Raw genomic sequence first — 24,376 nt, 5'->3', positions numbered from 1 at the left:
TACGTAAATATTTCTCTCTGGATTCAACCAATTTATCATGCGTTGAAGCGAGAGCCGGGCTTGCCCGGATTCATGATATCGGGAGCCCCGTGTTTGTCATTGTTGGTTACGTTATAGTCGTCGCATCCGTGATCGGCGGTTTCGTCCTGAGCGGCGGCCACGTGGCTGCGCTGATGCAGCCCCTGGAAGTGCTGATGATCGGCGGCGCTGCCGTCGGGGCCTTCTTCGTCGGCAATACGCCGAAGGCAGTCAAGGCCACCATCGGGGCATTGCCCGGCCTGTTCAAGGGCTCCAAGTACACGCGCGACATGTATATGGAACTCATGTCGCTGTTGTTCGACGTCCTGTCCAAGGTGCGCAAGGAAGGCCTGATGTCGATCGAAGGCGACATCGAAAGCCCCGAGCAGAGCCCGATCTTCTCCAAGTACCCGGCCGTGCTGGCCGACCACCACGTGGTCGAGTTCATCACCGACTACCTGCGTCTGATGGTTTCCGGCAACATGGATGCCTTCCAGATCGAGAACCTGATGGACAACGAGATCGAGACCCACCATCATGAGGGCCATGTCCCGGCCGCCTGTATCGCCAAGCTGGGCGACGGCCTGCCGGCATTCGGTATCGTGGCGGCGGTGATGGGCGTGGTCCACACGATGGAATCCGTGGGCGCGCCGCCGGCCGAGCTGGGCATGCTGATCGCCCACGCGCTGGTCGGTACCTTCCTCGGCATCCTGCTGGCCTACGGTTTCGTCGGCCCGCTGGCAAGCCTGCTGGAACAGAAGCTGGAAGAATCGACCAAGATGTTCCAGACCATCAAGGTGACCCTGCTGGCCAGCCTGAACGGCTATGCACCGGCGCTGGCCGTGGAATTCGGCCGCAAGGTGCTGTATTCGACCGAGCGCCCGACGTTCGCCGAACTGGAAGACCACATCAAGAAGGCGAAGAAGTAATGGAGCGCATTGACGTCATGAAGCGCATTGCACGGGCGGAGGGCCTGCATGGCTGACGAAGGCCAGAAGCCCATCATCGTCAAGCGCATCAAGAAGGGCGGCCATGGCCATCATGGCGGCGCCTGGAAGATCGCGTATGCCGACTTCGTGACGGCGATGATGGCGTTCTTCCTGCTCATGTGGCTGCTCGGCTCGACCGCCAAGGGCGACATGCAGGGCATCGCCGAGTACTTCAAGACGCCGCTGAAGGTCGCCATGCAGGGCGGCAGCGCGGCGGGCATGAGTTCCTCGATCCTGCAGGGCGGCGGCCAGGACCTGACGCGCCGCAACGGCGAGGTCAAGCGCGGCGACGTCGTGGCGGACAAGAAGAGCGTCGACCTGAAGGCGGCCAAGGCGGCCGTCGAGCAGGCCGAACAGCAGCGCCTGCAGCAGCTGAAGCAGCGCATCGAGCAGACGATCACCGCCAACCCGCTGCTGCGCAAGTACAAGGACCAGCTGCTGCTGGACATCACGACCGAAGGCCTGCGCATCCAGATCGTCGACGAGAAGAACCGTCCGATGTTCCCTGGAGGCAGCGCCGAGCTGCAGCCGTACACGCGCGACATCCTCGACGTGCTGGGCCTGGTGTTGAACGACGTGCCGAACCGCATCGGCCTGTCCGGCCATACGGATTCGACGCCCTATATGACGGCGTCCGGCTACAGCAACTGGGAATTGTCGGCCGACCGGGCGAATGCCTCGCGCCGCGAACTGGTGCGCGGCGGCATGTCGGACGAGAAGGTGCTGCGCGTCGTGGGCCTGGGCGCGGCCGTGCACCTGGACCGCAAGGACCCGTTCAACCCGATCAACCGCCGCATCAGCATCCTGGTGATGAACAAGCGCACCGAGGAAGCCGTGCTGCGCGACGGCACGGGCCTGGACGTGTCCGGCGAGGATGCGGATTCAGCCGTCAAGGCGGTGGCGGAGGCGACGGGTGGTGGATTGGCGCCGCAAGCCGAGGCAACGGCGGACAAGAAATAAGCGCGGGAAGTTCTGGAGGACTTCATGACGAGAATGACAAGAAAAAAGATACTTGGGTCACACGTAAAGCGCCTGCTGTCGGGCGTCTCCGCGCACGGCCGGCGCCACCTGAGCGAGGTCGAGACCGACCTCGTGCAGACCACGCTGCTGCTGGAAGAGGCCGTCGAGAAGCTGACCAGCAGCTTCATAGCGATCCACAGCGCCGTCGACGCGAACCAGGCGACGATCGACCGGCTGCTGGCCGGCCAGGCCCCGACGCCCGACGAAAGCGCGCGCCTGAACGCCATGTCGGGCGAGATCGGCCGGTACGTGAACACGGCCATCACCAGCATGCAGTTCCAGGACATGACGAGCCAGCTGCTCGACCGCACGCTGCGCCGGGTGACGGGCTTGCGCGACTTCCTGACCACGCTGAGCGAGCACGGCGCCGACATCCTGCCGGAAAGCGACAGCGAGGAGATCGTCGAGCGGCTCGGCAAGGTCAGCATGGCGCTGGCGATCCAGTCGCTGGAACTGCGCAGCGTGCTGCGCAAGTCGGTCGAGCAGAAGCATTTGGAAAGCGGCGACGTGGAGTTGTTCTGATTCCGTTCGCGTGACAACAACCTAGTGCCCGGGCAACCGGCGCGATTAAAACCGGGGTCAGAGCCCCTAAAAGAAGAACCGGGCTCTGACCCCATGGAGCAAACGATAATGGCAAAAACGATTCTTGCGGTCGACGATTCGAGTTCCCTGCGCCAGATGGTGGCGTTCAGCCTGAAGGCCGCCGGCTACCAGGTGGTGGAAGCCGTCGACGGCCAGGACGGCCTGGACAAGGCAAAGCTGCAGAACGTCGACCTGGTCCTGACCGACCAGAACATGCCGAAGATGGACGGCCTCACGCTGATCAAGTCGCTGCGCGGCCTGCCCGGCTACCAGAAGACCCCGATCCTGATGCTGACCACGGAGTCGTCCGACGAGATGAAGCAGAAGGGCCGCGCGGCCGGCGCCAACGGCTGGCTGGTCAAGCCGTTCGACCCGCAGCGCCTGATCGAGGTGGTCAAGAAAGTCATCGGTTGATGCCGGCCGCGCGCCCGCACTGAACGGATATTCATCATGACCATCGACATCAGCCAGTTTTACCAAGTCTTTTTCGACGAAGCCGAAGAGCTGCTCGCCGAAATGGAACGTTTGCTGCTGGCCGTCGACATCGCCGCGCCGGACCCGGAGGACTTGAATGCCGTCTTCCGCACCGCGCACTCGGTCAAGGGCGGCGCATCGACCTTCGGCCTGAACGACATGAGCGAGGTGACGCACGTCCTCGAGTCGCTGCTGGACCGCATCCGCAAGGGAGAGATGCGCCTGACGGCGCAGCACCTGGACGCCTTCCTGGCGGCCAAGGACATCCTCAAGATGCAGCTCGACGGCCACCGCAACGGGGCCGACGTCGACCAGGAAGCCGTCGCCAACGTGCGCATGATGCTGCACGACCTGTCCGAAGGCGTCATCGTCGCCGCCCACCAGCCCACCGTGCCGTCCTTCCTGCATGCGGAGCAGAAGCAGGAAGTCAGCGAAGGCGCGCACCGCTACAAGATCGAATTGCCGGACCTGGCCAAGCGCGACATCGACGCGCTGGTCGACGAACTGGGCCTGCTGGGCCGCGTGTCCGTGGTGCCGCTCGAAGGCGGACGCACGGCGCTGATCATCATGACGCACGAGAGCCTGGACGACATCGTCGCCATCTGCTCCTTCGTGCTGGACCCGGAAGACCTGAAGATCTTCGAGGCGCCGCCGCTCACGCCCGAGCAGCGCGCCAAGGAAACGGCCGAACGCGCCCGCATCGAGGAACAGCAGGGCTACGGCTTCTTCGACCCGGCCGACGACGCGCCGGCCGGCGCCGCCCCGTCCGAGGACGAACTGGGCTACGGCTTCTTCCAGCCGATCGAGCAGATCCGGCGCGAAGCGGGCATCGTCGCCGAGCAGCCGGAGGCGCACGAGCCGGCGGCCCGCGCCGAACCGCAGGAAGCGCAGGAGCCCGCCGCGGCCGAGAAGAAGGCGGCCAAGAAGGCCGCCGACGCCGCCCATGCGCACGCCGAATCGAGCTCGATCCGCGTGTCGATCGAGAAGGTCGACCAGCTGATCAACCTGGTCGGCGAACTGGTGATCACGCAGGCCATGATCGAGCAGCGCAGCACCGACCTCGATCCGATGCTGCACCAGCGCCTGCTGCAATCGGTGTCCCAGCTCACGCGCAACACGCGCGACCTGCAGGAAGCCGTGATGTCGATCCGCATGATGCCGATGGACTTCGTGTTCTCGCGCTTCCCGCGCATGGTGCGCGACCTGGCCGGCAAGCTCGGCAAGAAGGTCGACTTCATCACCAACGGCGCCGCCACCGAACTGGATAAAGGCCTGATCGAACGCATCGTCGATCCGCTCACCCACCTGGTGCGCAATTCGATCGACCACGGCATCGAGCTGCCGGCCGCGCGCGTCGCCGCCGGCAAGACCGAGGCGGGGCGCCTGTTCCTGTCCGCGGCCCACCAGGGCGGCAATATCGTGATCGAGGTGGCCGACGACGGCGGCGGCCTGAATCGCGAGCGCATCCTGGCCAAGGCGAAGGAAAACGGCCTGGCCGTGTCCGACGACATGGCGGACGCCGACGTCTGGCAGCTGATCTTCGCGCCGGGTTTCTCGACGGCGGACATCGTCACCGACGTGTCCGGCCGCGGCGTGGGCATGGACGTGGTCAAGCGCAACATCACGGCGCTGGGCGGCAGCATCGACATCCGGTCGGCGCGCGGCTTCGGCACCACGATCCTGATCTCGCTGCCGCTGACGCTGGCGATCCTGGACGGCATGTCGATCCGCTGCGGCGAGGAGGTCTACATCCTGCCGCTGGGCTTCGTCGTCGAGTCGCTGCAGCCGGCACGGGCCGACGTCAAGGAAGTCGCGGGCCAGGGCCGCGTGGTCAAGGTGCGCGGCGAATACCTGCCCCTGATCCCGCTGTACCAGATGTTCAACATCGAACCGCGCATCACCGACCCGTGCGAAGGCATCCTGGTGATCCTCGAGACCGAAGGTCGCAAGGCCGCGCTGTTCGTCGACGAACTGGTCGGCCAGCAGCAGGTCGTCGTCAAGAACCTGGAAGCGAACTACCGCAAGGTCGCCGGGATCTCGGGCGCCACCATCCTCGGCGACGGCGGCGTGTCGCTGATCCTCGACGTCGCCGCGCTGCTGCGCTCCTCGCGCCAGCTGGCGGACGACGCCGTCATTTCCTGAAACGCCAACAACCATACCGACTAGGAACAACGACATGTCCAACGATACCAACAACACCCACGACGGCAGCGGCAGCGAATACCTGGCCTTCACCCTCGGCTCCGAGGAATACGGCATCGACATCCTGAAAGTGCAGGAAATTCGCGGCTACGAAGCGGTGACCCGCATCGCCAACGCGCCCGAGTTCATCAAGGGCGTGATCAACCTGCGCGGCATCATCATCCCGGTGGTCGACATGCGCATCAAGTTCCAGCTCGGCACGCCGACCTACGACCAGTTCACCGTCGTGATCATCCTGAACATCGGCGGGCGTATCATGGGCATGGTGGTGGACAGCGTGTCCGACGTGACCACCTTGACGCCGGACCAGATCAAGCCGGCGCCGGAAATGGGCACCGCCTTCAACGCCGAATACCTGATGGGCCTCGGCACCGTCGACGAGCGCATGCTGATCCTGATCGACATCGATCGCCTGATGTCGTCCAGCGAAATGGGCCTCATCGACCGCATGGCGGCATAAGGCAGGCGGCAGCGCCAGGGACGCAAGCGCGCCCGCGCAGCGGGCCGCAGACCCAGACAACCTTAGGAAACAGACGTGGCGCTCACGAGCAAACAGCAGAACAAGCAGGAAACGGGCAAGGAATTCGAGTTCCACCGCAGCGACTTCGAACGCGTGCGGGGCCTGATCTACAAGCGCGCCGGCATCTCGCTGGCCGACAGCAAGCAGGAAATGGTCTACAGCCGCCTGGCGCGCCGCCTGCGCGCCACCGGCATCGCCTCGTTCGCGACCTATCTCGACGACCTCGAGGCGAACCGCATGCCGGACGAATGGGAATCCTTCGTCAACGCGCTGACCACGAACCTGACGTCGTTCTTCCGCGAAGCCCATCACTTCCCGCTGCTGGCGGAGCACGCGCTGAAGGTCAAGCGCCAGACCGGCCAGCCGCTCACCGTGTGGTGTTCGGCCGCGTCCACCGGCGAGGAGCCGTATTCGATCGCGATCACGCTGTGCGAGGCGTTCAACAGCCTCACGCCGCCCGTGAACATCGTCGCCACCGACATCGACACCAACGTGCTGGCCACGGCCAGCGCCGGCGTGTACCCGAAGGAGCGCGTCGACAAGCTCGAGGCCGACCGCCTGCGCCGCTTCTTCCTGAAAGGGCGGGGTGCCCAGGAGGGCCTGGTGCGCGTGCGCCCGGAGCTGCGCCAGCTGATCACGTTCCGCCAGTTGAACCTGCTGTCCGACGACTGGCCGGTGCGCGGCCCGTTCGATGCGATCTTCTGCCGCAACGTGATGATTTATTTCGACAAGGCCACGCAGCGCAAGATCCTGTCCCGCTTCGTGCCCCTGATGAAGCCCGATGCCCTGCTGTTCGCGGGACACTCGGAAAACTTCCTGTACGTCTCCGACTCGCTGCGCCTGCGCGGCAAGACGGTCTATGAACTGGGCTGAGCGGAGCCTGACCATGCAAAGCAACAGTCAGTTCGCCACCAATATCTACTACGACCGCACCTTCGACACCGAGGCGGCCAAGATCCTGCCGGGGGAGTACTACTACACCTCGAAGGAGATGCTGATCGTGACCGTGCTCGGTTCCTGCGTCTCGGCCTGCATCCGCGACCGCGTCAAGGGCCTGGGCGGCATGAACCACTTCATGCTGCCGGACGGCGGCGACCCGGGCAACCCGGTCTCGGCCTCGATGCGCTACGGGACGTACGCGATGGAAGTCCTGATCAACGACTTGCTCAAGGCCGGCGCTCGCCGCGAGCACCTGGAAGCGAAGGTGTTCGGCGGCGGCGCCGTGCTGCGCGGCTTCTCGGCCATGAACGTGGGCGAGCGCAATGCCGCCTTCGTGCAGCAATTCCTCAAGACGGAACGGATCCCGATCCTGGCCGAGGACCTGAACGACATCTATCCGCGCAAGGTGTATTTCTTCCCGCGCACGGGCAAGGTGCTCGTCAAGAAGCTGATGCAGACCCATAACGAGACGCTGGCCAAGCGCGAACTCGACTATGCCAGCCGCCTCAAGGTCGCGCCCGTCGGCGGCGCCGTCGACCTGTTCTGACAAGAAAGACAAAGACCATGACAGCCAACAAGATCAAAGTCGTCATCGTCGACGACTCCGCGCTGATCCGCAGCGTGATGTCCGAGATCGTCAATTCCCAGCCCGACATGGAAGTGGCCGGCGTCGCGCCCGACCCGCTGGTGGCGCGCGACCTGATCAAGAAGGTCAACCCCGACGTCCTCACGCTGGACGTCGAGATGCCGAAGATGGACGGCCTGGACTTCCTGGAAAAACTGATGCGCCTGCGCCCGATGCCGGTGCTGATGGTGTCCTCGCTGACCGAACGCGGTTCCGAGATCACCATGCGCGCCCTCGAACTGGGCGCCGTCGATTTCGTCACCAAGCCGAAGATCTCGATCCAGGCCGGCATGCGCGAGTACACCGAATTGATCACCGATAAAATCCGCGCCGCCGCGCGCGCCCGCGTCAAGGCGCGCACGCTGCATGCGCCCACCCCCGGCACCCAGCTGCCGCAGCTGCGCAGCCCCCTGACCTCGTCGGAAAAGCTGATCATCATCGGCGCCTCCACCGGCGGCACCGAGGCGATCCGCGAATTCCTGATGCAGATGCCGTCCGACTGCCCGGGCATCCTGATCGCCCAGCACATGCCGGAAGGCTTCACGACCTCGTTCGCGCGCCGCCTCGACTCGCTGTGCAAGATCAGCGTGAGCGAAGCCCAGGGCAACGAACGCGTGCTGCCCGGCCACGCCTATATCGCGCCCGGCCACTCGCACCTGCTGCTCAAGCGCTCGGGCGCCAACTACATGACGCACATCGAGCAGACCGATCCCGTCAACCGCCACCGTCCGTCGGTCGACGTGTTGTTCCGTTCCGCCGCACAAGCCGCCGGCAAGAATGCGGTCGGTGTTATCCTGACCGGGATGGGCAAGGACGGCGCGCAAGGCATGCTGGAAATGAAAAATGCGGGCGCCTACAATTTCGCCCAGGACGAAGCGTCGAGTGTCGTGTTCGGCATGCCGCGCGAAGCGATCGCCATCGGCGCCGCCCACGAAGTGGCCGGCTTGACGGCGTTGCCGGGCCTGGTGCTGGGGCACCTGGCGGCGCATGGAGGACGGGCGTTGCGCGTTTGATCCGGGTAATAGGCTTTTACGGTGGTTTTATCGCCGTAGAGCAACAAAAATGCTATGCTTAGGCCTGTTTGCGCAGTGCCGAATTCAACCAACATAAATAGATTTAGAGAATCAACGGAGTATTTCATGGCTGATCCAAAGATGCGTTTTTTAGTTGTTGACGATTTCTCGACGATGCGACGCATCGTGCGGAATCTGTTGAAGGAACTGGGTTATGCCAACGTCGACGAAGCCGAAGACGGCGTCATGGCACTGGCCAAGCTGCGCAGCGAACAATTCGACTTCGTCGTGTCGGACTGGAACATGCCGAACATGGACGGCCTGACCATGCTGCAGAACATCCGTGCCGATCCCGCGCTGGCCAAGCTGCCGGTGCTGATGGTCACCGCGGAAGCCAAGAAGGAAAACATCATCGCGGCCGCGCAGGCCGGCGCCAACGGCTACGTGGTCAAGCCGTTCACCGCCGCCACCCTGGACGAAAAGCTGAACAAGATTTTCGAAAAGATGGAAAAGGCCTGAGATGACGGAGCACATCGCCGATCCGGCCTCGCATGACGAGGTGCTGAGCCGGATCGGGCACATGACCCGCGCACTGCACGAGAACCTGCGCGGACTGGGCCTGGACAAGCTGATCGAAAAGGCCGCCAGCGACATCCCCGACGCGCGCGACCGCCTCGACTACGTGGCGCGGCTGTCGGAAGACGCGGCCAAGAAGGTGCTGGATGCGACCGATGCCGCCGGCCCCCTGCAGGACCGCATCGACGGCGACGCCGCCGAGCTGTCGAGCGCGTGGAAGGCCATGCTGGCGACGACCGGCGATGCCGCCCAGGGCGACGGCGCCTGGCGCGCGCTGGCCGAGCGCACCATCGCCAGCCTGGAAGCGTCGCGCGTGTCCGCCGGCGCCACCAAGGGCCACCTGATGGACATCATGATGGCACAGGATTTCCAGGACTTGACGGGGCAGGTGATCAAGCGCATCACGGGCATCGCCCAGAACCTGGAAAAGCAGCTCGTGCAGGTGCTCGTCGATTTCGCGCCGGAAGAAATCAAGCGCGAGCTCGACAACGGCTTGTTGAATGGCCCGCAGATCAATCCTGAGGGCAAGAGCGACGTCGTCGCCGACCAGGGACAGGTCGATGACCTGCTCGACAGCCTCGGCTTCTGACCTCGGCTTCATGCGGCGGCTACGGCCGCCCGTTGGTTTCATCCGGTGCCCAGCTCATGCATCAGTCTAATTTCATCGTCCGCGAACCGCTGCTCGACCCGAAGCAGCGCGTGATCGGTTACGAGCTCTGCTGGCAGCAGCAGGACGGCAAGGTCGTCGGCGATGCCGACCTCGAGTCCCTGCTGGGCTTCGTCGCCCGCCACCTGGTCGACGATGCGCAGGGTTGGCTGCTGCGCGACAAGCTGCTGTTCCTCGACGCCGTCCCGGCAATGTTTTCCCTCGATGCCTTGCACGCGTTGCCGCCGGAGCGCACCGTGCTGTCGATCCGCCTGCGCGACCTGGTCGACACCGACCACCGCAGCGCCGCCCAGGCCCTGCGCGCCGGCGGCGTCGGCATCTCGCTGCGCGACGCCGACCTGAACATCCTCGGCCGCAACCTGTCGGCCATCGCTTCCTTCGCCGAAGTGCGTTTCACGGGGGCCGACGTCGCCACCCAGGCGCGCAGCTACGCGGCCGTCAAGAGCGCATCGCTGCGCATGGTGGGCCGCCCCGTCGCCACCTGGGCCGATTTCGACGCCTGCGCCGCCCTCGGGCTGGACGCCTTCGTCGGCAAGCTGCACCTGACCCCGCGCGACGGCAATCCCGTCAAGGGCATGAGTCCGGGCCAGGCCATCGTCCTGCAGCTGATGCAGATGGTGCAGACCAACGAGGACGTGCCCAAGATCGAGGCCGTGCTCAAGCGCGACCCCGCGCTCATCTACAAGCTGCTGCGCTTCATCAATTCGGCCGGCTTCGGCGCGGGCCGCGAAGTGCAGTCGCTGCGCCAGGCCATCGCCATGCTCGGCTACGCGCCCCTGTACCGCTGGCTGGTGCTGCTGCTGGCTACCGCCGGCAGCGGCTACTCCCCGGTGCTGATGGAAACGGCCGTCGTGCGCGCGCGCCTGTGCGAGCTGCTGGGCCAGAAATTCCTGCCGAAGGGAGAGGGCGAATACCTGTTCGTGGCGGGCATGTTCTCGCTGCTGGACCGCCTGCTGGGCCTGCCCATGCAGCAGGTGCTGGACACGATCCAGCTGCCCGACACCGTGGTCCAGGCGCTGACGCAGCGGGAAGGGCCCTACGGCCCCTACCTGGCGCTGTCCGAGGCGTGCGAACTCAGCTCGACCCTGTGCGCCTCGATGGCGTCGGCGCTCGACATCAGCCCGCTGGACGTGAACAAGGCGCACTTGTCGGCGCTGGCGTGGGCGCAGAATGTGACGGCGTAAGTCAGCACGTCGTCCCTGCGCAGGCAGGGACCCAATTTCTCCGGCGCAGCAGCAACGCATGCAAGATTAGGCCCCTGCCTGCGCAGGGGCGACGTGGTTCAATGCAGCGTCGACGCATAAAAAAATGGCCCCAGCGGGCCATTTTTCGTTACCGCTTCCAGACGCTCAGCGCCGCTGCGCCCGGTCCACCGCGCGGTCCAGGTGCTGGCGCATCTGCATCGAGATGTTCGAGATGCGGCATCCCACCTGCACCTGCTGGCCCAGCAGGAAGGTGCGGAAGGGCCGCAGCAGGCGCACTTCCAGGTCGGCATGGACGACGAGCGACGGTCCCAGTTCCAGTTCCACGCCCTGCAGGCGCTTGCCGACGTACAGTTCGTGCGCCTGGTCGGGCGTCGCGCGCAGGCCCACGCCGCCGCGCGAGAAATCGTACAGCGGCATTTCGAACACCCGGTTCAGCAGGACGAAGCGGGCACTGTGCGTGCCGCCGACGGGGGAGTCCAGGCGCGTCTCGGCACGCCGGTTCAGCACCCGGCAGGACGCCGGCAGGGGCAGCGAGGCCAGCCTCGCTTCGCCCGGCACGATGGCCTGGTCCAGATCGATGTCGAACTGGATCTTGGCATTGCCGCCCATGGCAGCCACGAGCGTGGTCCGTCCCGCCGGCAGGGTAGCGTGTTCGGCCAGTTCGAGCGTGAAACCGCGTCCATCGGCGTCGACGGCGTCGATGCGCGCCATCGCGAGCACGTCGTCCGGCAGGTAGACGGTGACCGCGTCGCCGCTGGTCGCCAGCGTGGACAGGGCATCGCCGATATCGAACGGATCGCGCATCTCGTGGGCGACCGTGCTCAGGGTGATGCGTTCGACCGCATCCGACGGTTTGGGCGGACCTTTGCGCATGTGGGCGACGGCAAAATCAGTCAAGGCGCTGCTCCTTTTTACGGGGTTGGGTAAAAAGCGAAAGCTCGAAGCAATATACTTGATAAATTTTACAGCATAATTGCATGCGCGCAATTCTCTTAGATCTCAAGATTATCGATCAGTCGCGTCGCGCCCAGCTTGGCGGCCGCCAGCACGACCAACGGTGCGCCGGCCGCGCGTTCCTCGGCGTTCGGCGCCTGCAGGTTCATGCGCTTGCGGATCGAGACATAGTCCGGCTTCCAGCCATGGCCGGCCAGACGCGCCATCGCGTCGCGCTCCAGCGCCGCCAGGTCCGGGTGGCCGGCGCGGGTCTGCTCGGCCACGTACTGCAGCGTCTGGACCAGGAACGGCGCCTCGGCGCGCTCTTCCGCGGACAGGTAGCCGTTGCGCGAGGACAGGGCGAGGCCATCGTCGGCGCGGAAGGTCTCGGCGCCGATGATCTCGGTCGGCATGGCGAACTGGCGCGCCATGTTACGGATGATCATCAGCTGCTGGTAATCCTTCTTGCCGAACACGGCCACGCGCGGCTGTACGCAGGAAAACAGCTTGGTGACGACGGTGCATACGCCATTGAAGAAGCCGGGGCGGAATTCGCCTTCCAGGATATTGCCCAGGTCGTCAGGCGGCTGCACGCGGTATTCCTGCGGTTCCGGATACAAATCCTTTTCGGTCGGCGCGAACAGCACGTAGACGCCTTCCTTTTCCAGCTTCTCGACGTCGGCCTGGAAGGTGCGCGGGTATTTGTCGAAGTCTTCGTTCGGGCCGAATTGCAGGCGGTTGACGAAGATCGAGGCGACCACCGGGTCGCCGTGCTTGCGCGCCAGGCGCATCAGCGACAGGTGGCCTTCGTGCAGGTTGCCCATGGTCGGCACGAAGGCGGTGCGCAATTGTCCGCGCAGCTGGTCGCGCAGTTCGTCGATGGTGGAGATGATTTTCATGATGTGTCTGTGTAGAGGCGTGCGGCCGGCGCGAATCCCTGCGTCCGTCAGGCGGGGGAATAGGCGAGCCGTACATAGATCGGCGCGAACGGTTCGGCCTGGGTAATTTCGATCAGGGTTTCCTTGGCCAGCTCGAGCATGGCCACGAAGTGCACGACGACGACGGGGACGGTCGCCTGGCCGTCGAACAGTTCCGAGAATTCGACGAAGCGCGCCCCCTGCAGCGTGCGCAGGATCGCCGACATGTGCTCGCGCACCGACAGTTCCTCGCGCCCGATCTTGTGGTGCTGGGTCAGCTTGGCGCGGCGCAGCACGTCCATCCAGGCGCGCTGCAGGTCGTGCGCGTCGACGTCCGGCCAGACCGGGGCCAGGCCCTGTTCGACGGGCAGCGACGGGCGCTGGAAATCGCGGCCTTCCTGGGGCAGGGCGCCCAGCTGCTGGGCCGCCAGCTTGATCTGTTCGTAGTCGAGCAGGCGCCGCACCAGTTCCGCGCGCGGATCGTCCGCTTCCTCGATCAGCGCATCCTGGCGTTTCGGCAGCAGCATGCGCGATTTGATTTCGATCAGCATCGCCGCCATCAACAGGTATTCCGCCGCCAGCTCGAGGTTGTGCTTGCGGATCTGTTCGACGTATTCCAGGTATTGCAGCGTCACCTGGGCCATCGGGATGTCGAGGATGTTGAAGTTCTGCTTGCGGATCAGGTACAGCAGCAGGTCGAGCGGGCCTTCGAACGCATCGAGGAAGACCTCGAGGGCGTCGGGTGGGATGTACAGGTCGGTGGGCAGGCGCAGCAGGGGCTCGCCGTACAGGCGGGCGATGGCGTCGACGGGGTCCGGCGCGTCCGCGCCGGCGCCGGCTTGCACAGGCAGGCCGGCGTCTTGCGGGTCCAGTCCCCCGGGGGACTCGGCGCGCCCGTCGGGCGTCGCCTGCGAAGGCACCATCGTCGCCGGCCTATGGGGTCAGGTGGTCAGACCTTGGTCTGGTACGGGTAAGCCTGCTGGCGCAGGCGCGATTCGGCGATGCGACGCTGCTCGTCGAGCGAGGTCGGTGCCTTGTCCCACAGCAGGGCGCGGCCGGCTTGCTGGCGCTCTTCCATGCCCGGGGTCTTTTCCTTCAATTCCTTGATGAACTTGGTGTGCTCGGATTCGTACATCGATTGTTTCTTGAACATGGCTCTCTCAGGCGGGTTCGAACAACGGCGGTGATGGAACACCGCCGCTTCATGCAAAGACGAAATAATACTGCTGCTTAGGCGTTTTTGTGCAGCTCGATGAGCTGGCGCGCGATGATGTCGTGGTTGAGCCACAGCACCGGGGCGATTTTCTCGGCGGCGCCGTGGAACATCAGCGGACCGGCGCTTTCCAGTACCAGGGCCGACAGGTGGTCGGTGATCAGGTCTTTCTTGTCCTTGTGCAGCGAGGTGATCTCTTCCGACGTGCCGATCATCAGGTCGGCCAGTTCCGGCGTATTGTCCATCGGCCAGGCTTCGTAGTTGCGGAAGCCGGCGCTGGTCGGGGTCTGCAGATAGGTTTCCAGCTTGTCCAGGATCGACTGCAGCGACACGCCGTCGTTCAGCAGCGCCTGGCAGGCGTCCCACTGCTGCTGGGCCCACGCATTGCCGTTGCCGCCTTCCTTCTTGAGGGCGGCCAGCAGCGGGAACAGCGACAGTTCCACGCCGACGAAGATGTCGGACGAATTGGTGCGGATTTCCGGGCAGTTGAACACGGTCGCGGCGACGCCCCCGTTCCAGGCGGCGGTGGCGATCGATTCCAGGCGCATCTTGGCGTAGCCCTGGGTGTAGTTGGTGTAGGTCTGCCACTGGTAGTCGCCGCCGATCAGCACCTCGGTGCCGTGGTAGCCGTAGGCCGTGTAGCGCACCTGGCCGCCCTTGGACTCGACGCGCGAGCGGATGCCGGCCGACGCATCGATCAGGTACTTGAGCGTGTTGGCCGTGACTTCGTCGAAGTTCATCAGGATCAGCTTGCCCAGGTCGCTGTCGAGCAGCGCGCGCGAGGACATGAAGCGCTCGCCGCGGCCCTTGTAGATGCGGTTGGCGATGGCCAGGAAGGCCTTGATCTTCGGAATGCCGCCGGCCATCGTGTGGGCGAAGAAGACGTTGGCGCCGTCCGGCACCAGCTTGTCGATCTCGGCCATCGCCTGGCGCGCCGACGCGGTGAAGCGGGCCACGCCGGCCTGGCGGCAGGCCTCGATCTTGGTCCAGTCCAGCTTGTCTTCCTGCCAGCTCTTGAGGGTGATCCCGGACAGCATCTCGGTCGGGTTCTGTTCGCCTTCCGGCGCATCCATGTCGAAGCCGGCCATCAGCGGGATGTTGACGATGCGGCCGCCCAGCTTGGCTTCGGCTTCCGCATGCTCTTCCGCGGTGAGGGCACGGAGGGTGCCGTCGTCGTTGCGGCGGCCGACCGTGATGCCGACGATCGTCATGCCGGCCGCGCGGGCCTCGTCGATCAGGCCGTTCACGTAGCCGCGGCCGAACAGTTCGCCGAACAGGACGAACACGTCGCCTTGGCGGAACAGGTTCGCGTGGGGGATGTGTCGAAGGGCTTGGTATTCGGTCATATTATTATCTACCACTCAAAAGTAAAAGGACCGGACGCCGGGCGTCCTGATAGTGAAAAACAGCGCATTATACTGCCACCGGCGGGAGGAAATTGGTAGTATTCTGGCAAGGACCGGCAATTCGACCGGTCTTTCAGCTTTCCTCAACCCTTACCTCCAGGTGATCCATGAAAGCCGTTCTTCCTTGCTCCGTTCTTGCCGCTGCGATCGTTCTTGCCGGTTGCGCCACCGCGCCCGCGCCGACTTCCGAGCCGGCCCCGGCCGCGGCGCAGGGCGTCCAGCCGCTGGCCCGGGACGACACCATCACCGGCAGCCGGATCCCCGCGCGCAAGACGGAGAAGATGGTCAGCGCCGTCGGCGCCAAGGACTACAAGGAAAACAGCCAGGCCATCATGGCGCCGCTGCGCGCGCAGTGACGCGCGCAGCGGGCGCCGGCGATCCCGCTCAGCGGATGCGCATGCCCGGCTGGGCGCCCGATACCGGCTCCAGCAGGTACAGGCCCGGATGCGTCTTCTCGTCCTTGGCCGACGCGCACAGCACCATGCCTTCGGACACGCCGAACTTCATCTTGCGCGGTGCCAAATTGGCGACCATGACGGTCAGCTTGCCGATCAATTGTTCAGGCTGGTAAGCCGACTTGATGCCCGAGAACACGTTGCGGGTTCGGCCTTCGCCCGCGTCCAGCGTCAGGCGCAGCAGCTTGCTGGAGCCTTCGACGTGTTCGCAGTTGACGATCTTCGCCACGCGCAGGTCGATCCTGGTGAAGTCGTCGATCGAGATTTCCGGCGCGAGTTCCTCGATGTCGGACGCGTCGCCGGACGGGGCCGCCGGCGCCGGCGCCGCTGCGGCTGCCGCGATCTGGGCCGGCTTGTCGAACAGATCGTCGATCATCCTGGCGTCGACGCGCTGCATCAGGTGGCTGTAGGCGCCGATGGTACGGCCCAGCATGCCGGCGTGGACGCGCTCGCCCTTCGTGTCTTCCCACGAGTAGGCGGCGTCGCCGAGGAATTCGCGCACGCGCGCGGCCACGTGCGGCAGCACCGGCGACAGCATCACGGTCAGCTGGCGGAACAGGATCAGCGCCGTGGTGCAGACCTCGTGCAGCTCGGCCGTCTTCGTCTCGTCCTTGGCCAGCAGCCAGGGCTTGTTCTCGTCGACGTAGCGGTTGGCGACGTCGGCGACTTCCATGATCTCGCGCAGCGCGCGGCCGAACTCGCGCGCCTCGTAGCTGGCGGCGATCGCGGCCTGGCGCTCGCCCTGTTCGCCGTTCAGGGCGCGGGCGATCCATTCCCGGGCCGTCGCCGACAGCGCTGGCGCCAGCTTGCCGTCGAATTTCTTGGCGATGAAGCCGGCGCAGCGGCTGGCGATGTTCACGTACTTGCCGATCAGGTCGCTGTTCACGCGGGCGACGAAATCCTCGCCTGTGAAGTCCAGGTCCTCGACCTTGCTGTTGAGCTTGAAGGCCAGGTAGTAGCGCAGCCATTCCGGGTTCATGCCCAGTTCCAGGTAGCGCAGCGGCGAGATGCCGGTGCCGCGCGACTTCGACATCTTTTCGTTATTCACGGTCAGGTGGCCATGGACATTGACCTTCAGCTTGTCGATGACGGGGTGGCCGGAGAATTCCAGCATCGCCGGCCAGAACAGCAGGTGGAAGGACACGATGTCCTTGCCGATGAAGTGCACCTGTTCCGTCGACGGATCGTTCAGGAAGGCGTCGTAGTCGAGGCCTTTCTTTTCGAAGTAATTCTTGAGGCTGGCCAGGTAGCCGACCGGCGCGTCCAGCCAGACATAGAAGAACTTGCCCGGGGCATCCGGGATCGGGATGCCGAAGTAGGGCGCGTCGCGCGAGATGTCCCAGTCGGCCAGCTTTTCGCCGTTCTCGCCCAGCCATTCCGAGACCTTGTTCACCATTTCCGGCTGCAGGCGGCCCGGGGTGTTCAGCCACTCCTTCAGGAACTGGAAGCAGCGCGGGTCGGACAGCTTGAAGAAATACTGTTCCGACGGCTTCAGGATCGGGGTCGAACCGGTGAAGACCGAGTACGGGTTGATCAGTTCGGTCGGCTGGTAGGCGGCGCCGCAGACTTCGCAATTGTCGCCATACTGGTCCTTCGAATGGCACACCGGGCACTCGCCCTTGATGTTGCGGTCGGCCAGGAACATGCCCTTGGCCGTGTCGTAGAAGCGGTCGACGGTCTTGGTATAGATGAGGCCGGCGTCGCGCAGGCGGCGGTAGATGCCCTGCGACAGGTCGACGTTTTCCGGCGAGTCGGTCGAGTACCAGTTGTCGAAGGCAATGTGGAAGCCGTCCAGGTACTGGGCGCGGCCGGCGGCGATCTTGGCCACGAATTCCTGCGGCGTGACGCCTTCCTTCTCGGCGGCGATCATGATCGGCGTGCCGTGGGTGTCGTCGGCGCCGACGAAGTGCACGACGCGCGGCTGGCCGTTTTCTTCCTGCATTCGCTGGTAGCGGACCCAGATGTCGGCCTGGATGTATTCCATCATGTGGCCGATGTGGAAGGCAGCGTTGGCGTAGGGCAGGGCGGTGGTGACGAACAGCTGGCGTGTCATGGTCGGAAAAGGACATTCATGGATGAAAAAAAGCATTTTACCAGCGGATGACCCTGAACGCGCAGGGGCTAATCGGGCGATTCGGCAGTTCCGCCCGAGTCAATACGCCATTTTGCGCTAAACTTGCGCATTACCTTCGGAGAACCCCATGAGCATCACGCAAGAAGGCGTCAAGGCCGCGCTGGCCGCTGTCGTCGATCCCAATACCAATAAAGATTTCGTTTCTTCCAAAGCGGTCAAGAACATCCAGATCGACGGCGACAACGTCGCCCTCGACATCGAGCTCGGCTACCCGGCCAAGAGCCAGGCCGGCGCGATCCGCAACGCCGTCGTGGACGCCCTGCGCGGTGCCGGCGCGGGCAACGTCAGCGTCAACGTCGTCACGAAAGTGCTGTCGCACGCCGTGCAGCGTGGCCTGAAGGTCATGCCGAACGTGAAGAACATCATCGCCGTCGCTTCCGGCAAGGGTGGCGTCGGCAAGTCGACGACGGCCGTCAACCTGGCCCTGGCGCTGGCCGCCGAGGGCGCTTCCGTCGGCCTGCTGGACGCCGACATCTACGGTCCGTCGCAGCCGATGATGCTGGGCGTCTCCGGCCGCCCCGTCAGCCTGGACAACAAGAGCATGGAGCCGCTGCAGGGCCACGGCGTGCAGGTGTCGTCGATCGGCTTCCTGATCGATCCGGACGAGCCGATGGTCTGGCGCGGCCCGATGGTCGTCCAGGCGCTGCACCAGCTGCTGGAACAGACCAACTGGAAGAACCTCGACTACCTCGTCGTCGACATGCCGCCGGGCACCGGCGACATCCAGCTGACGCTGGCCCAGAAAGTGCCGGTCACGGGCGCCGTGATCGTCACCACCCCGCAGGACATCGCCCTGCTGGACGCGCGCAAGGGCGTCAAGATGTTCGAGAAGGTCGGCATCCCGATCCTGGGCGTGGTGGAAAACATGAGCACCCACGTCTGCTCGAACTGCGGCCATGTCGAGGAAATCTTCGGCGCCGGCGGCGGCGAGAAGATGAGCGCCGACTTCAAGCTGGAATTCCTGGGCAAGCTGCCGCTGCAGCTGTCGATCCGCGAACAGACCGATTCCGGCATGCCGACCGTGGTCGCCGAGCCGGACGGCAAGGTCGCCGGCATCTACAAGGAGATCGCGCGCAAGGTCGCGATCAAGGTGGCGGAGCAGGCCAAGGACATGACGGCCAAGTTCCCGACCATCGTCGTGAAGAACGACTAAATCCGCGTTGCCACACCGTCGTCCCTGCGCAGGCAGGGACCCAAGTTCTGCTTGCATTCCGAATACGCTTGCAATATTGGGTCCCTGCCTGCGCAGGGACGACGTTTTGCGTAGACATCATGCGTATCGCCGACATCCGCGCCCGCCTGCATGCCCTCGGCGCCCAGCCCCTGCACGCCGACCGCGTGCTGCGCGACTGGGTGCGCGTCATGGACCACGACCGCGGCCGGCGCCGCCCGGACGACTTTTTGCCGAAGCCCGTGCGCCAGGCGCTGCCCGGGCTCGACGCGGAACTCGACGCCCTCGCGCGCGTCGTCAGCGAGCATCCGGCCGAAGACGGCTCGGCGCGCCTGCTGGTCGGGCTGGCCGACGGCCAGGCGGTGGAATCGGTGCTGCTGCCGCGCGACGGCGTATGCGTGTCGAGCCAGGTCGGCTGCGCGGTCGGCTGCACCTTCTGCATGACGGGGCGCGATGGCCTGCTGCGCCAGGTCACGAGCGGCGAAATCGTCGCCCAGGTGGTGCTGGCGCGCCGGCGCCGGCCCGTCCGCAAGGTCGTCTTCATGGGCATGGGCGAGCCGGCCCACAATCTCGACAACGTGCTGGAAGCGATCGAGCTGCTGGGCACCGAGGGCGACATCCCCCACAAGAACCTCGTGTTGTCGACGGTGGGCGATGCGCGCGTGTTCGCGCGCCTGCCGCAGGGCCGCGTGAAGCCGGCGCTGGCGCTGTCGCTGCATACGACGAAACCGGCGCTGCGCGCGCAGCTGCTGCCGCGCGCCCCGCGCCTGGACCCGGCCGCGCTGGTCGGGGAGGGCGAGCGCTATGCGCGCCTGACCGGCTACCCGATCCAGTACCAGTGGACCTTGCTGGACGGCGTCAACGACGGCCAGGACGAACTTGACGCCATCGTCGACCTCCTGCGCGGCAAGTACGCCGTGCTGAACATGATTCCCTATAACTTCAATCCCGGGCTGCCGTTCCGCCGTCCGGACTGGGAACGGGCACGCGCGATCGCCGCGCACCTGTCGGGGCGGCGCATCCTCACCAAGCTGCGCGATTCGGCCGGCCAGGATGTCGACGGCGGCTGCGGCCAGCTGCGGGCGAGGGCGCAGCCGGTCGTCCTGCATCCGCGATCGACGTAAGGCGCGGCGCCCCGCGCTACGATAGCGGCAGCGTGTCGACGCGTTCGAGCGACGCGCTCGACATCGTCCAGTCGTTGACCACCAGCTCCAGGCGGTCCACGCGCATCGTCCCGAGCGGGGCATCGCGCAGCAGCGCCAGTTCCTCCGAGAAGCGGGCCGGGTCGCGCAGCGGCCGCACGAAGCGCAGCAGCGTCGCGTGCGCGGTCACCAGGCGGTAGCGCTCGTCCAGCAAGGCGTCCAGTCCCCGTTTCCGCAGTTGCGCGCGCAGCCGCGCGCGCAGCAGTTCCGGCTGCGGTCCCTGCGGGAATCCGCGCGCCAGCACGGCGCCGCGCGACAGCGCGATGCCGGCGAACGCCACCTCGAAGGCCTCGACGCCGGCCACCGCGGCGCGTACGGCGGCGCGGTAATCCGCCAGGCGCGCCAGCGCGGGCGTCGCGTCGCCGGCGACCGTGAACAGCGACAGGACGGTCATGTGCATGTCCGGCGGCGGCTGGCGGTACTGGCCCGGCTCGAGCGCGGACAGGCGATCGAGCAGGGTATCGAAGCGTGCGCACGCCTCGGGCCCGGGACGCGCGATGACGGTCAGGCCGCGGCGCGGGTCGGGACCGGCGGCCAGGCGCGTGTCGCAGTCGATGTCGCCGGCGGCGACCGCGGCGAAGGCGCGGTCCCACATGGTGTCGTAGTGAAGGGCCAGCTCAGGCGGCGGGGGCGGTGTCGTCATGCGCATATTGTCGCGCAAACGGACGCGCCATGACGCGGTCGCGGCCGCCGCGCTTGGCCTCGTACATCAACTCGTCCGCGACGGCGATCAGGGCGTGCGGCGCGAGTGCCTGGCCGCCGGCGAAATCGATGCCCGTCACGCCGAAGCTGGCGGTGGTCGAGAGCGGGGTGCCGCCGGCATCCACGCGCAGGACGGCGAAGGCGGCGCGCACCCGTTCGGCGAGCAGGGCGGCGCCGTCCAGGCGCGTCTCGGGCAGGATGACGAGGAATTCCTCGCCGCCGTAGCGCACCACCGTGTCCACCGATTCGCGCGTCATCGATTGCAGCAGCGCGGCGAAGGCGCGCAGCAATTCGTCGCCGGCCTGGTGGCCGTGGTGTCGTTGATGGCCTTGAAGCCGTCCAGGTCGCACATGATCAAGGACAGGCTGAGGCGGTAGCGGCGCGCCCGCGCGATCTCGCCGTCGAGCAGGGCGGCGTTCAGGTGGCGCCGGTTGTAGCAGCCGGTCAGCGGGTCGCGGATCGACAGGTTCGTCAGCACCTGCTGGGCACGGTACTGCTTGCGCCACAGGCGCGAATAGCGGTTGCCGGCCAGCGCGCCGAACACGTTCGCAAACAGGATCAGCATCGTCATCGACGCCAGGTGGCGCGTGGTCTCGGCGTGCTGGACCCAGGACAGCAGCGTGAACGCGAGGCTGCCCCCGGCGGCGATCGCCAGCGCGTACAGCGAGCGGTTGGGAATGAAGATATGGATGACGAGGACGATGAGCACGATCGACATCGCATGCATCAGCACGTCCGCGGGCCGGTGCCAGGTGACCACCAAAAAGCTGGCCAGCCAGTAGGTCGTGAAGATGCCGGCGGCGCGGTAGGCGGCGCGCACCGGGTCGGCGGCGCGGCGCACGTGGCGCCACAGCGTGAATGCCAGCGCCGGCGTGAACAGGCGCGCCAGCATCGGCCCGACGGCGGCCGGCAAGCCCAGCACGACGATGTCGTTGATGCCGAACATCAGGTAGAACAGTGAGCACAGCAGCAGGGCGCGGCGCAGGTAGCGCAGGATCGTGCCGGATTGGTCGTGGAGGAAACCTGCCTCCATCGATGGGCTGGAAAATTCCCCGCGCAGGCGCGTGATGGCAGCAGTGCTCGGGTCGGTGGGCATGGCGGAAAAGGTGGAAAAATGCCGAAACAAGCGCAAGACTCTAGCGAGATTTGTGGTTTCTGTAAAGAAATAACTCAAATTCGGCGATCTGCCCCGGATACCGCAGTCCGGCACGAGCCTGTAAAATAGGCATGGTCCAGACACCGGGATGTCCGGCCAGGCGCAGCGCGCGCCGCGCTGCCTGCCGGCCGCCGTGTCCCCCAACTACAACAACAGGCGCGCCTGCGCTCCGACCAATCCAGCCCTGTGCAGCAGGGCTTTTATCGTTTCTTTTCCGACCATGACCGTCCGTACCCGTTTCGCCCCCAGCCCCACCGGCTATCTCCACCTCGGCGGCGCCCGCACCGCGCTGTATTCGTGGGCCTATGCCCGCCACTTCGGCGGCACCTTCGTGCTGCGCATCGAAGACACCGACCTGGAGCGCTCGACCCCGGAAGCCGTGCAGGCGATCCTGGACGGCATGCAGTGGCTGGGCCTGGCCCACGACGAAGGCCCGTTCTACCAGATGCAGCGCATGGACCGCTACCGCGAAGTCATCAAGGGCATGCTCGAGGCCGGCACGGCCTACCTGTGCTACTGCTCGCCGGAAGAAGTGGAAGCGATGCGCGAGCGCATGCGCGCCGCCGGCGAAAAGCCGCGCTACGACGGCACCTGGCGTCCGGAGCCGGGCAAGACGCTGCCCGAGGTGCCGGCCGGCGTGAAGCCGGTGGTGCGCTTCAAGAATCCGCTCGACGGCGAAGTCACCTGGCACGACGTCGTCAAGGGCCCGATCACCATCGCCAACAAGGAGCTGGACGACCTCGTGATCGCGCGTCCGGACGGCACGCCGACCTATAACTTCTGCGTGGCCGTGGACGACTGGGACATGAAGATCACCCACGTGCTGCGCGGCGACGACCACGTCAATAACACCCCGCGCCAGATCAATATCCTGCGCGCGCTGGGCGCCGAGCTGCCGCAGTACGGCCACCTGCCGATGATCCTGGGCCCGGACGGCCAGAAGCTGTCGAAGCGCCACGGCGCCGTCAGCGTGATGCAGTATCCGGAGCAGGGCTACCTGCCGGAAGCGATGCTGAACTACCTGGCGCGCCTGGGCTGGAGCCACGGCGACGACGAGATCTTCTCGATGGAGCAGTTCACCGAATGGTTCAACTTGGAGCACCTGACCGCGTCGGCCGCGCAATTCAATCCGGAAAAGCTGGCGTGGCTGAACAACCACTACATCAAGCTGGCCGACAACGAGCGCCTGGCCGGCCTGGCCCGCCCGATCCTGGAGCGCGAAGGCGCCGACTTCGACGGCGCGCCGCCGCTGGCCGCCGTGCTGGGCCTCATGAAGGAGCGCACCAATACCATCAACGAGCTGGCCGATGCCGCCATGCTGTTCTTCCGCGCGCCGCAACCCGATGCGGCCCTGCTCGAACAGCACCTGACGGACGCCGTGCGCCCGGCGCTGGCCCAGTTCGCCGAGCGCCTGGCGACGGTCGAGTGGAGCAAGCCGGCGCTGTCGGCCATGATGAAGGAAGTGCTGGCGGCCAACGGCCTCAAGATGCCGCAGCTGGCCATGCCGCTGCGCCTGCTGCTCACGGGCCAGCTGCAGACGCCGGCCATCGACGCCGTGCTGGAATTGTTCGGCCGCGACGTCGTGCTGGCGCGCGTGCAGAAGGGCTTGTAATTCCCGCTGGGCAGGGGATGCGGACGATGCCTTTTGGGTATTTGCGAAATGCAAGGTCGTCCGCTATAATGCTCGCACTTCAGCACTGCNATTGTTCGGCCGCGACGTCGTGCTGGCGCGCGTGCAGAAGGGCTTGTAATTCCCGCTGGGCAGGGGATGCGGACGATGCCTTTTGGGTATTTGCGAAATGCAAGGTCGTCCGCTATAATGCTCGCACTTCAGCACTGCGGGGGTATAGCTCAGCTGGGAGAGCGCTTGCATGGCATGCAAGAGGTCAGCGGTTCGATCCCGCTTACCTCCACCAAGTCCTGAAGAGTAGTGGCAGTGAGCAGTAAATGAGCAGCAAATAGTACGGTCCGAGTCCCCATCGTCTAGAGGCCTAGGACATCACCCTTTCACGGTGAGTACCGGGGTTCGAATCCCCGTGGGGACGCCAGGTTGTACGGCAGCGTTGAAAAACGGCGCTGTGAGAAGTAAAGGCAGTATGTTATAGTGTTGTTTTCCCGTAGGGGGTATAGCTCAGCTGGGAGAGCGCTTGCATGGCATGCAAGAGGTCAGCGGTTCGATCCCGCTTACCTCCACCAGTTTGTAAGTCGGGGCTCGGCGCCAGCGGTATGGCGGCGCGTGCTCCCGATGACAGTAGTC

Annotated in this window: 23 protein-coding genes, 3 tRNA genes and 1 pseudogene; 19 read left to right on the top strand and 8 right to left on the bottom strand. The window is 65.5% G+C overall.

The features are described from left to right. The first annotated feature begins 89 nt into the window (after positions 1-89). The 12 genes from motA (at position 90) to QPK32_RS03460 (ending at position 10,809) form a co-directional block, all read left to right on the top strand. On the top strand, positions 90-947 hold the full coding sequence (gene motA / locus QPK32_RS03515) for a flagellar motor stator protein MotA (RefSeq protein WP_290411363.1): 858 nt from the start codon (positions 90-92) through the stop codon (positions 945-947). Between the two features lie 48 nt (positions 948-995). Further along, positions 996-1,967 (top strand): flagellar motor protein MotB, encoded by a 972-nt coding sequence (motB, locus tag QPK32_RS03510; RefSeq protein WP_290411362.1) that lies wholly within the window; start codon positions 996-998, stop codon positions 1,965-1,967. Positions 1,968-2,000: 33 nt separating this feature from the next. After that, positions 2,001-2,549 (top strand): chemotaxis protein, encoded by a 549-nt coding sequence (locus tag QPK32_RS03505; RefSeq protein WP_290411361.1) that lies wholly within the window; start codon positions 2,001-2,003, stop codon positions 2,547-2,549. 108 nt (positions 2,550-2,657) lie between these two features. Continuing rightward, entirely contained in the window at positions 2,658-3,023 is a 366-nt protein-coding gene (locus tag QPK32_RS03500) for a response regulator (protein ID WP_290411360.1), read from the top strand. 36 nt (positions 3,024-3,059) lie between these two features. Next, complete coding sequence (gene cheA, locus QPK32_RS03495) at positions 3,060-5,225, top strand: chemotaxis protein CheA (RefSeq protein WP_290411359.1); 2,166 nt, start codon at positions 3,060-3,062, stop codon at positions 5,223-5,225. 34 nt (positions 5,226-5,259) lie between these two features. Next, a complete protein-coding gene (locus QPK32_RS03490) occupies positions 5,260-5,745 on the top strand; it encodes a chemotaxis protein CheW (protein WP_290411358.1) in 486 nt (161 codons plus the stop codon). A 75-nt stretch (positions 5,746-5,820) separates the two neighbouring features. Further along, positions 5,821-6,678, top strand: coding sequence for a CheR family methyltransferase (locus QPK32_RS03485; RefSeq protein WP_290411357.1), 858 nt, complete (start codon positions 5,821-5,823; stop codon positions 6,676-6,678). A 13-nt stretch (positions 6,679-6,691) separates the two neighbouring features. After that, complete coding sequence (gene cheD, locus QPK32_RS03480) at positions 6,692-7,291, top strand: chemoreceptor glutamine deamidase CheD (protein WP_290411356.1); 600 nt, start codon at positions 6,692-6,694, stop codon at positions 7,289-7,291. 17 nt (positions 7,292-7,308) lie between these two features. Further along, a complete protein-coding gene (locus QPK32_RS03475; protein WP_290411355.1) occupies positions 7,309-8,382 on the top strand; it encodes a chemotaxis response regulator protein-glutamate methylesterase in 1,074 nt (357 codons plus the stop codon). A 126-nt stretch (positions 8,383-8,508) separates the two neighbouring features. Continuing rightward, the gene (gene cheY, locus QPK32_RS03470; protein WP_290411354.1) at positions 8,509-8,901 is read left to right on the top strand and encodes a chemotaxis response regulator CheY; all 393 of its coding nucleotides are present in this window, start codon (positions 8,509-8,511) and stop codon (positions 8,899-8,901) included. 1 nt (position 8,902) lies between these two features. Next, positions 8,903-9,547 (top strand): protein phosphatase CheZ, encoded by a 645-nt coding sequence (gene cheZ / locus QPK32_RS03465; protein WP_290411353.1) that lies wholly within the window; start codon positions 8,903-8,905, stop codon positions 9,545-9,547. Between the two features lie 56 nt (positions 9,548-9,603). Continuing rightward, the gene (locus QPK32_RS03460) at positions 9,604-10,809 is read left to right on the top strand and encodes an EAL and HDOD domain-containing protein (protein WP_290411352.1); all 1,206 of its coding nucleotides are present in this window, start codon (positions 9,604-9,606) and stop codon (positions 10,807-10,809) included. Between the two features lie 165 nt (positions 10,810-10,974). Here the strand turns inward: QPK32_RS03460 and QPK32_RS03455 are convergent, their stop codons facing one another. The 5 genes from QPK32_RS03455 to QPK32_RS03435 form a co-directional block, all read right to left on the bottom strand. Then, positions 10,975-11,727 carry a PilZ domain-containing protein gene (locus QPK32_RS03455; RefSeq protein ID WP_290411351.1) on the bottom strand — a complete coding sequence of 251 codons (753 nt, stop codon included), beginning with the start codon at positions 11,725-11,727 and terminating at the stop codon, positions 10,975-10,977. A 95-nt stretch (positions 11,728-11,822) separates the two neighbouring features. Beyond that, positions 11,823-12,662 carry a pantoate--beta-alanine ligase gene (gene panC, locus QPK32_RS03450; RefSeq protein WP_290411350.1) on the bottom strand — a complete coding sequence of 280 codons (840 nt, stop codon included), beginning with the start codon at positions 12,660-12,662 and terminating at the stop codon, positions 11,823-11,825. 47 nt (positions 12,663-12,709) lie between these two features. After that, complete coding sequence (locus QPK32_RS03445) at positions 12,710-13,603, bottom strand: ScpA family protein (RefSeq protein ID WP_290411349.1); 894 nt, start codon at positions 13,601-13,603, stop codon at positions 12,710-12,712. A 26-nt stretch (positions 13,604-13,629) separates the two neighbouring features. Then, positions 13,630-13,833: a DUF3460 family protein gene (locus QPK32_RS03440; protein ID WP_290411348.1), complete on the bottom strand. Its 204-nt coding sequence runs from the start codon at positions 13,831-13,833 to the stop codon at positions 13,630-13,632. A gap of 77 nt (positions 13,834-13,910) precedes the next feature. Continuing rightward, positions 13,911-15,239 carry a hypothetical protein gene (locus QPK32_RS03435; protein WP_290411347.1) on the bottom strand — a complete coding sequence of 443 codons (1,329 nt, stop codon included), beginning with the start codon at positions 15,237-15,239 and terminating at the stop codon, positions 13,911-13,913. Between the two features lie 167 nt (positions 15,240-15,406). On the opposite strand from QPK32_RS03435, the gene QPK32_RS03430 reads away from it, so the two are divergent. Continuing rightward, the gene (locus QPK32_RS03430) at positions 15,407-15,655 is read left to right on the top strand and encodes a hypothetical protein (RefSeq protein WP_290411346.1); all 249 of its coding nucleotides are present in this window, start codon (positions 15,407-15,409) and stop codon (positions 15,653-15,655) included. Between the two features lie 28 nt (positions 15,656-15,683). Here the strand turns inward: QPK32_RS03430 and metG are convergent, their stop codons facing one another. Next, entirely contained in the window at positions 15,684-17,807 is a 2,124-nt protein-coding gene (gene metG / locus QPK32_RS03425; protein ID WP_290411345.1) for a methionine--tRNA ligase, read from the bottom strand. A gap of 148 nt (positions 17,808-17,955) precedes the next feature. On the opposite strand from metG, the gene apbC reads away from it, so the two are divergent. Next, a complete protein-coding gene (gene apbC / locus QPK32_RS03420; protein ID WP_290411344.1) occupies positions 17,956-19,041 on the top strand; it encodes an iron-sulfur cluster carrier protein ApbC in 1,086 nt (361 codons plus the stop codon). A gap of 119 nt (positions 19,042-19,160) precedes the next feature. Then, positions 19,161-20,183, top strand: a complete 1,023-nt coding sequence (locus QPK32_RS03415) for an RNA methyltransferase (RefSeq protein WP_290411343.1) — start codon at positions 19,161-19,163, stop codon at positions 20,181-20,183. Positions 20,184-20,199: 16 nt separating this feature from the next. On the opposite strand, the gene QPK32_RS03410 is transcribed toward QPK32_RS03415, so the two are convergent. Then, positions 20,200-20,904 carry a 2'-5' RNA ligase family protein gene (locus tag QPK32_RS03410; RefSeq protein WP_290411342.1) on the bottom strand — a complete coding sequence of 235 codons (705 nt, stop codon included), beginning with the start codon at positions 20,902-20,904 and terminating at the stop codon, positions 20,200-20,202. Beyond that, positions 20,879-21,528, bottom strand: a pseudogene (locus QPK32_RS03405) (GGDEF domain-containing protein). The gene QPK32_RS03410 and the pseudogene QPK32_RS03405 overlap by 26 nt, the downstream one beginning before the upstream one ends. An 811-nt stretch (positions 21,529-22,339) precedes the next feature. Between QPK32_RS03405 and gltX the strand changes: the two are divergent. The 4 genes from gltX (at position 22,340) to QPK32_RS03385 (ending at position 24,315) form a co-directional block, all read left to right on the top strand. Next, the gene (gene gltX / locus QPK32_RS03400; RefSeq protein WP_290411341.1) at positions 22,340-23,731 is read left to right on the top strand and encodes a glutamate--tRNA ligase; all 1,392 of its coding nucleotides are present in this window, start codon (positions 22,340-22,342) and stop codon (positions 23,729-23,731) included. A gap of 228 nt (positions 23,732-23,959) precedes the next feature. After that, a tRNA-Ala gene (locus QPK32_RS03395) sits at positions 23,960-24,035 on the top strand. Between the two features lie 56 nt (positions 24,036-24,091). After that, positions 24,092-24,167, top strand: a tRNA-Glu gene (locus tag QPK32_RS03390). Positions 24,168-24,239: 72 nt separating this feature from the next. After that, a tRNA-Ala gene (locus QPK32_RS03385) sits at positions 24,240-24,315 on the top strand. The last annotated feature ends 61 nt before the right edge of the window (positions 24,316-24,376 follow it).

Origin of the sequence: Massilia sp. YIM B02763 (assembly GCF_030412015.1) — a bacterium.
GTDB lineage: Bacteria > Pseudomonadota > Gammaproteobacteria > Burkholderiales > Burkholderiaceae_D > Telluria.
Note: the sequence above shows the minus strand (reverse complement) of the source record. Positions and strands in the feature narration are given on the sequence as shown.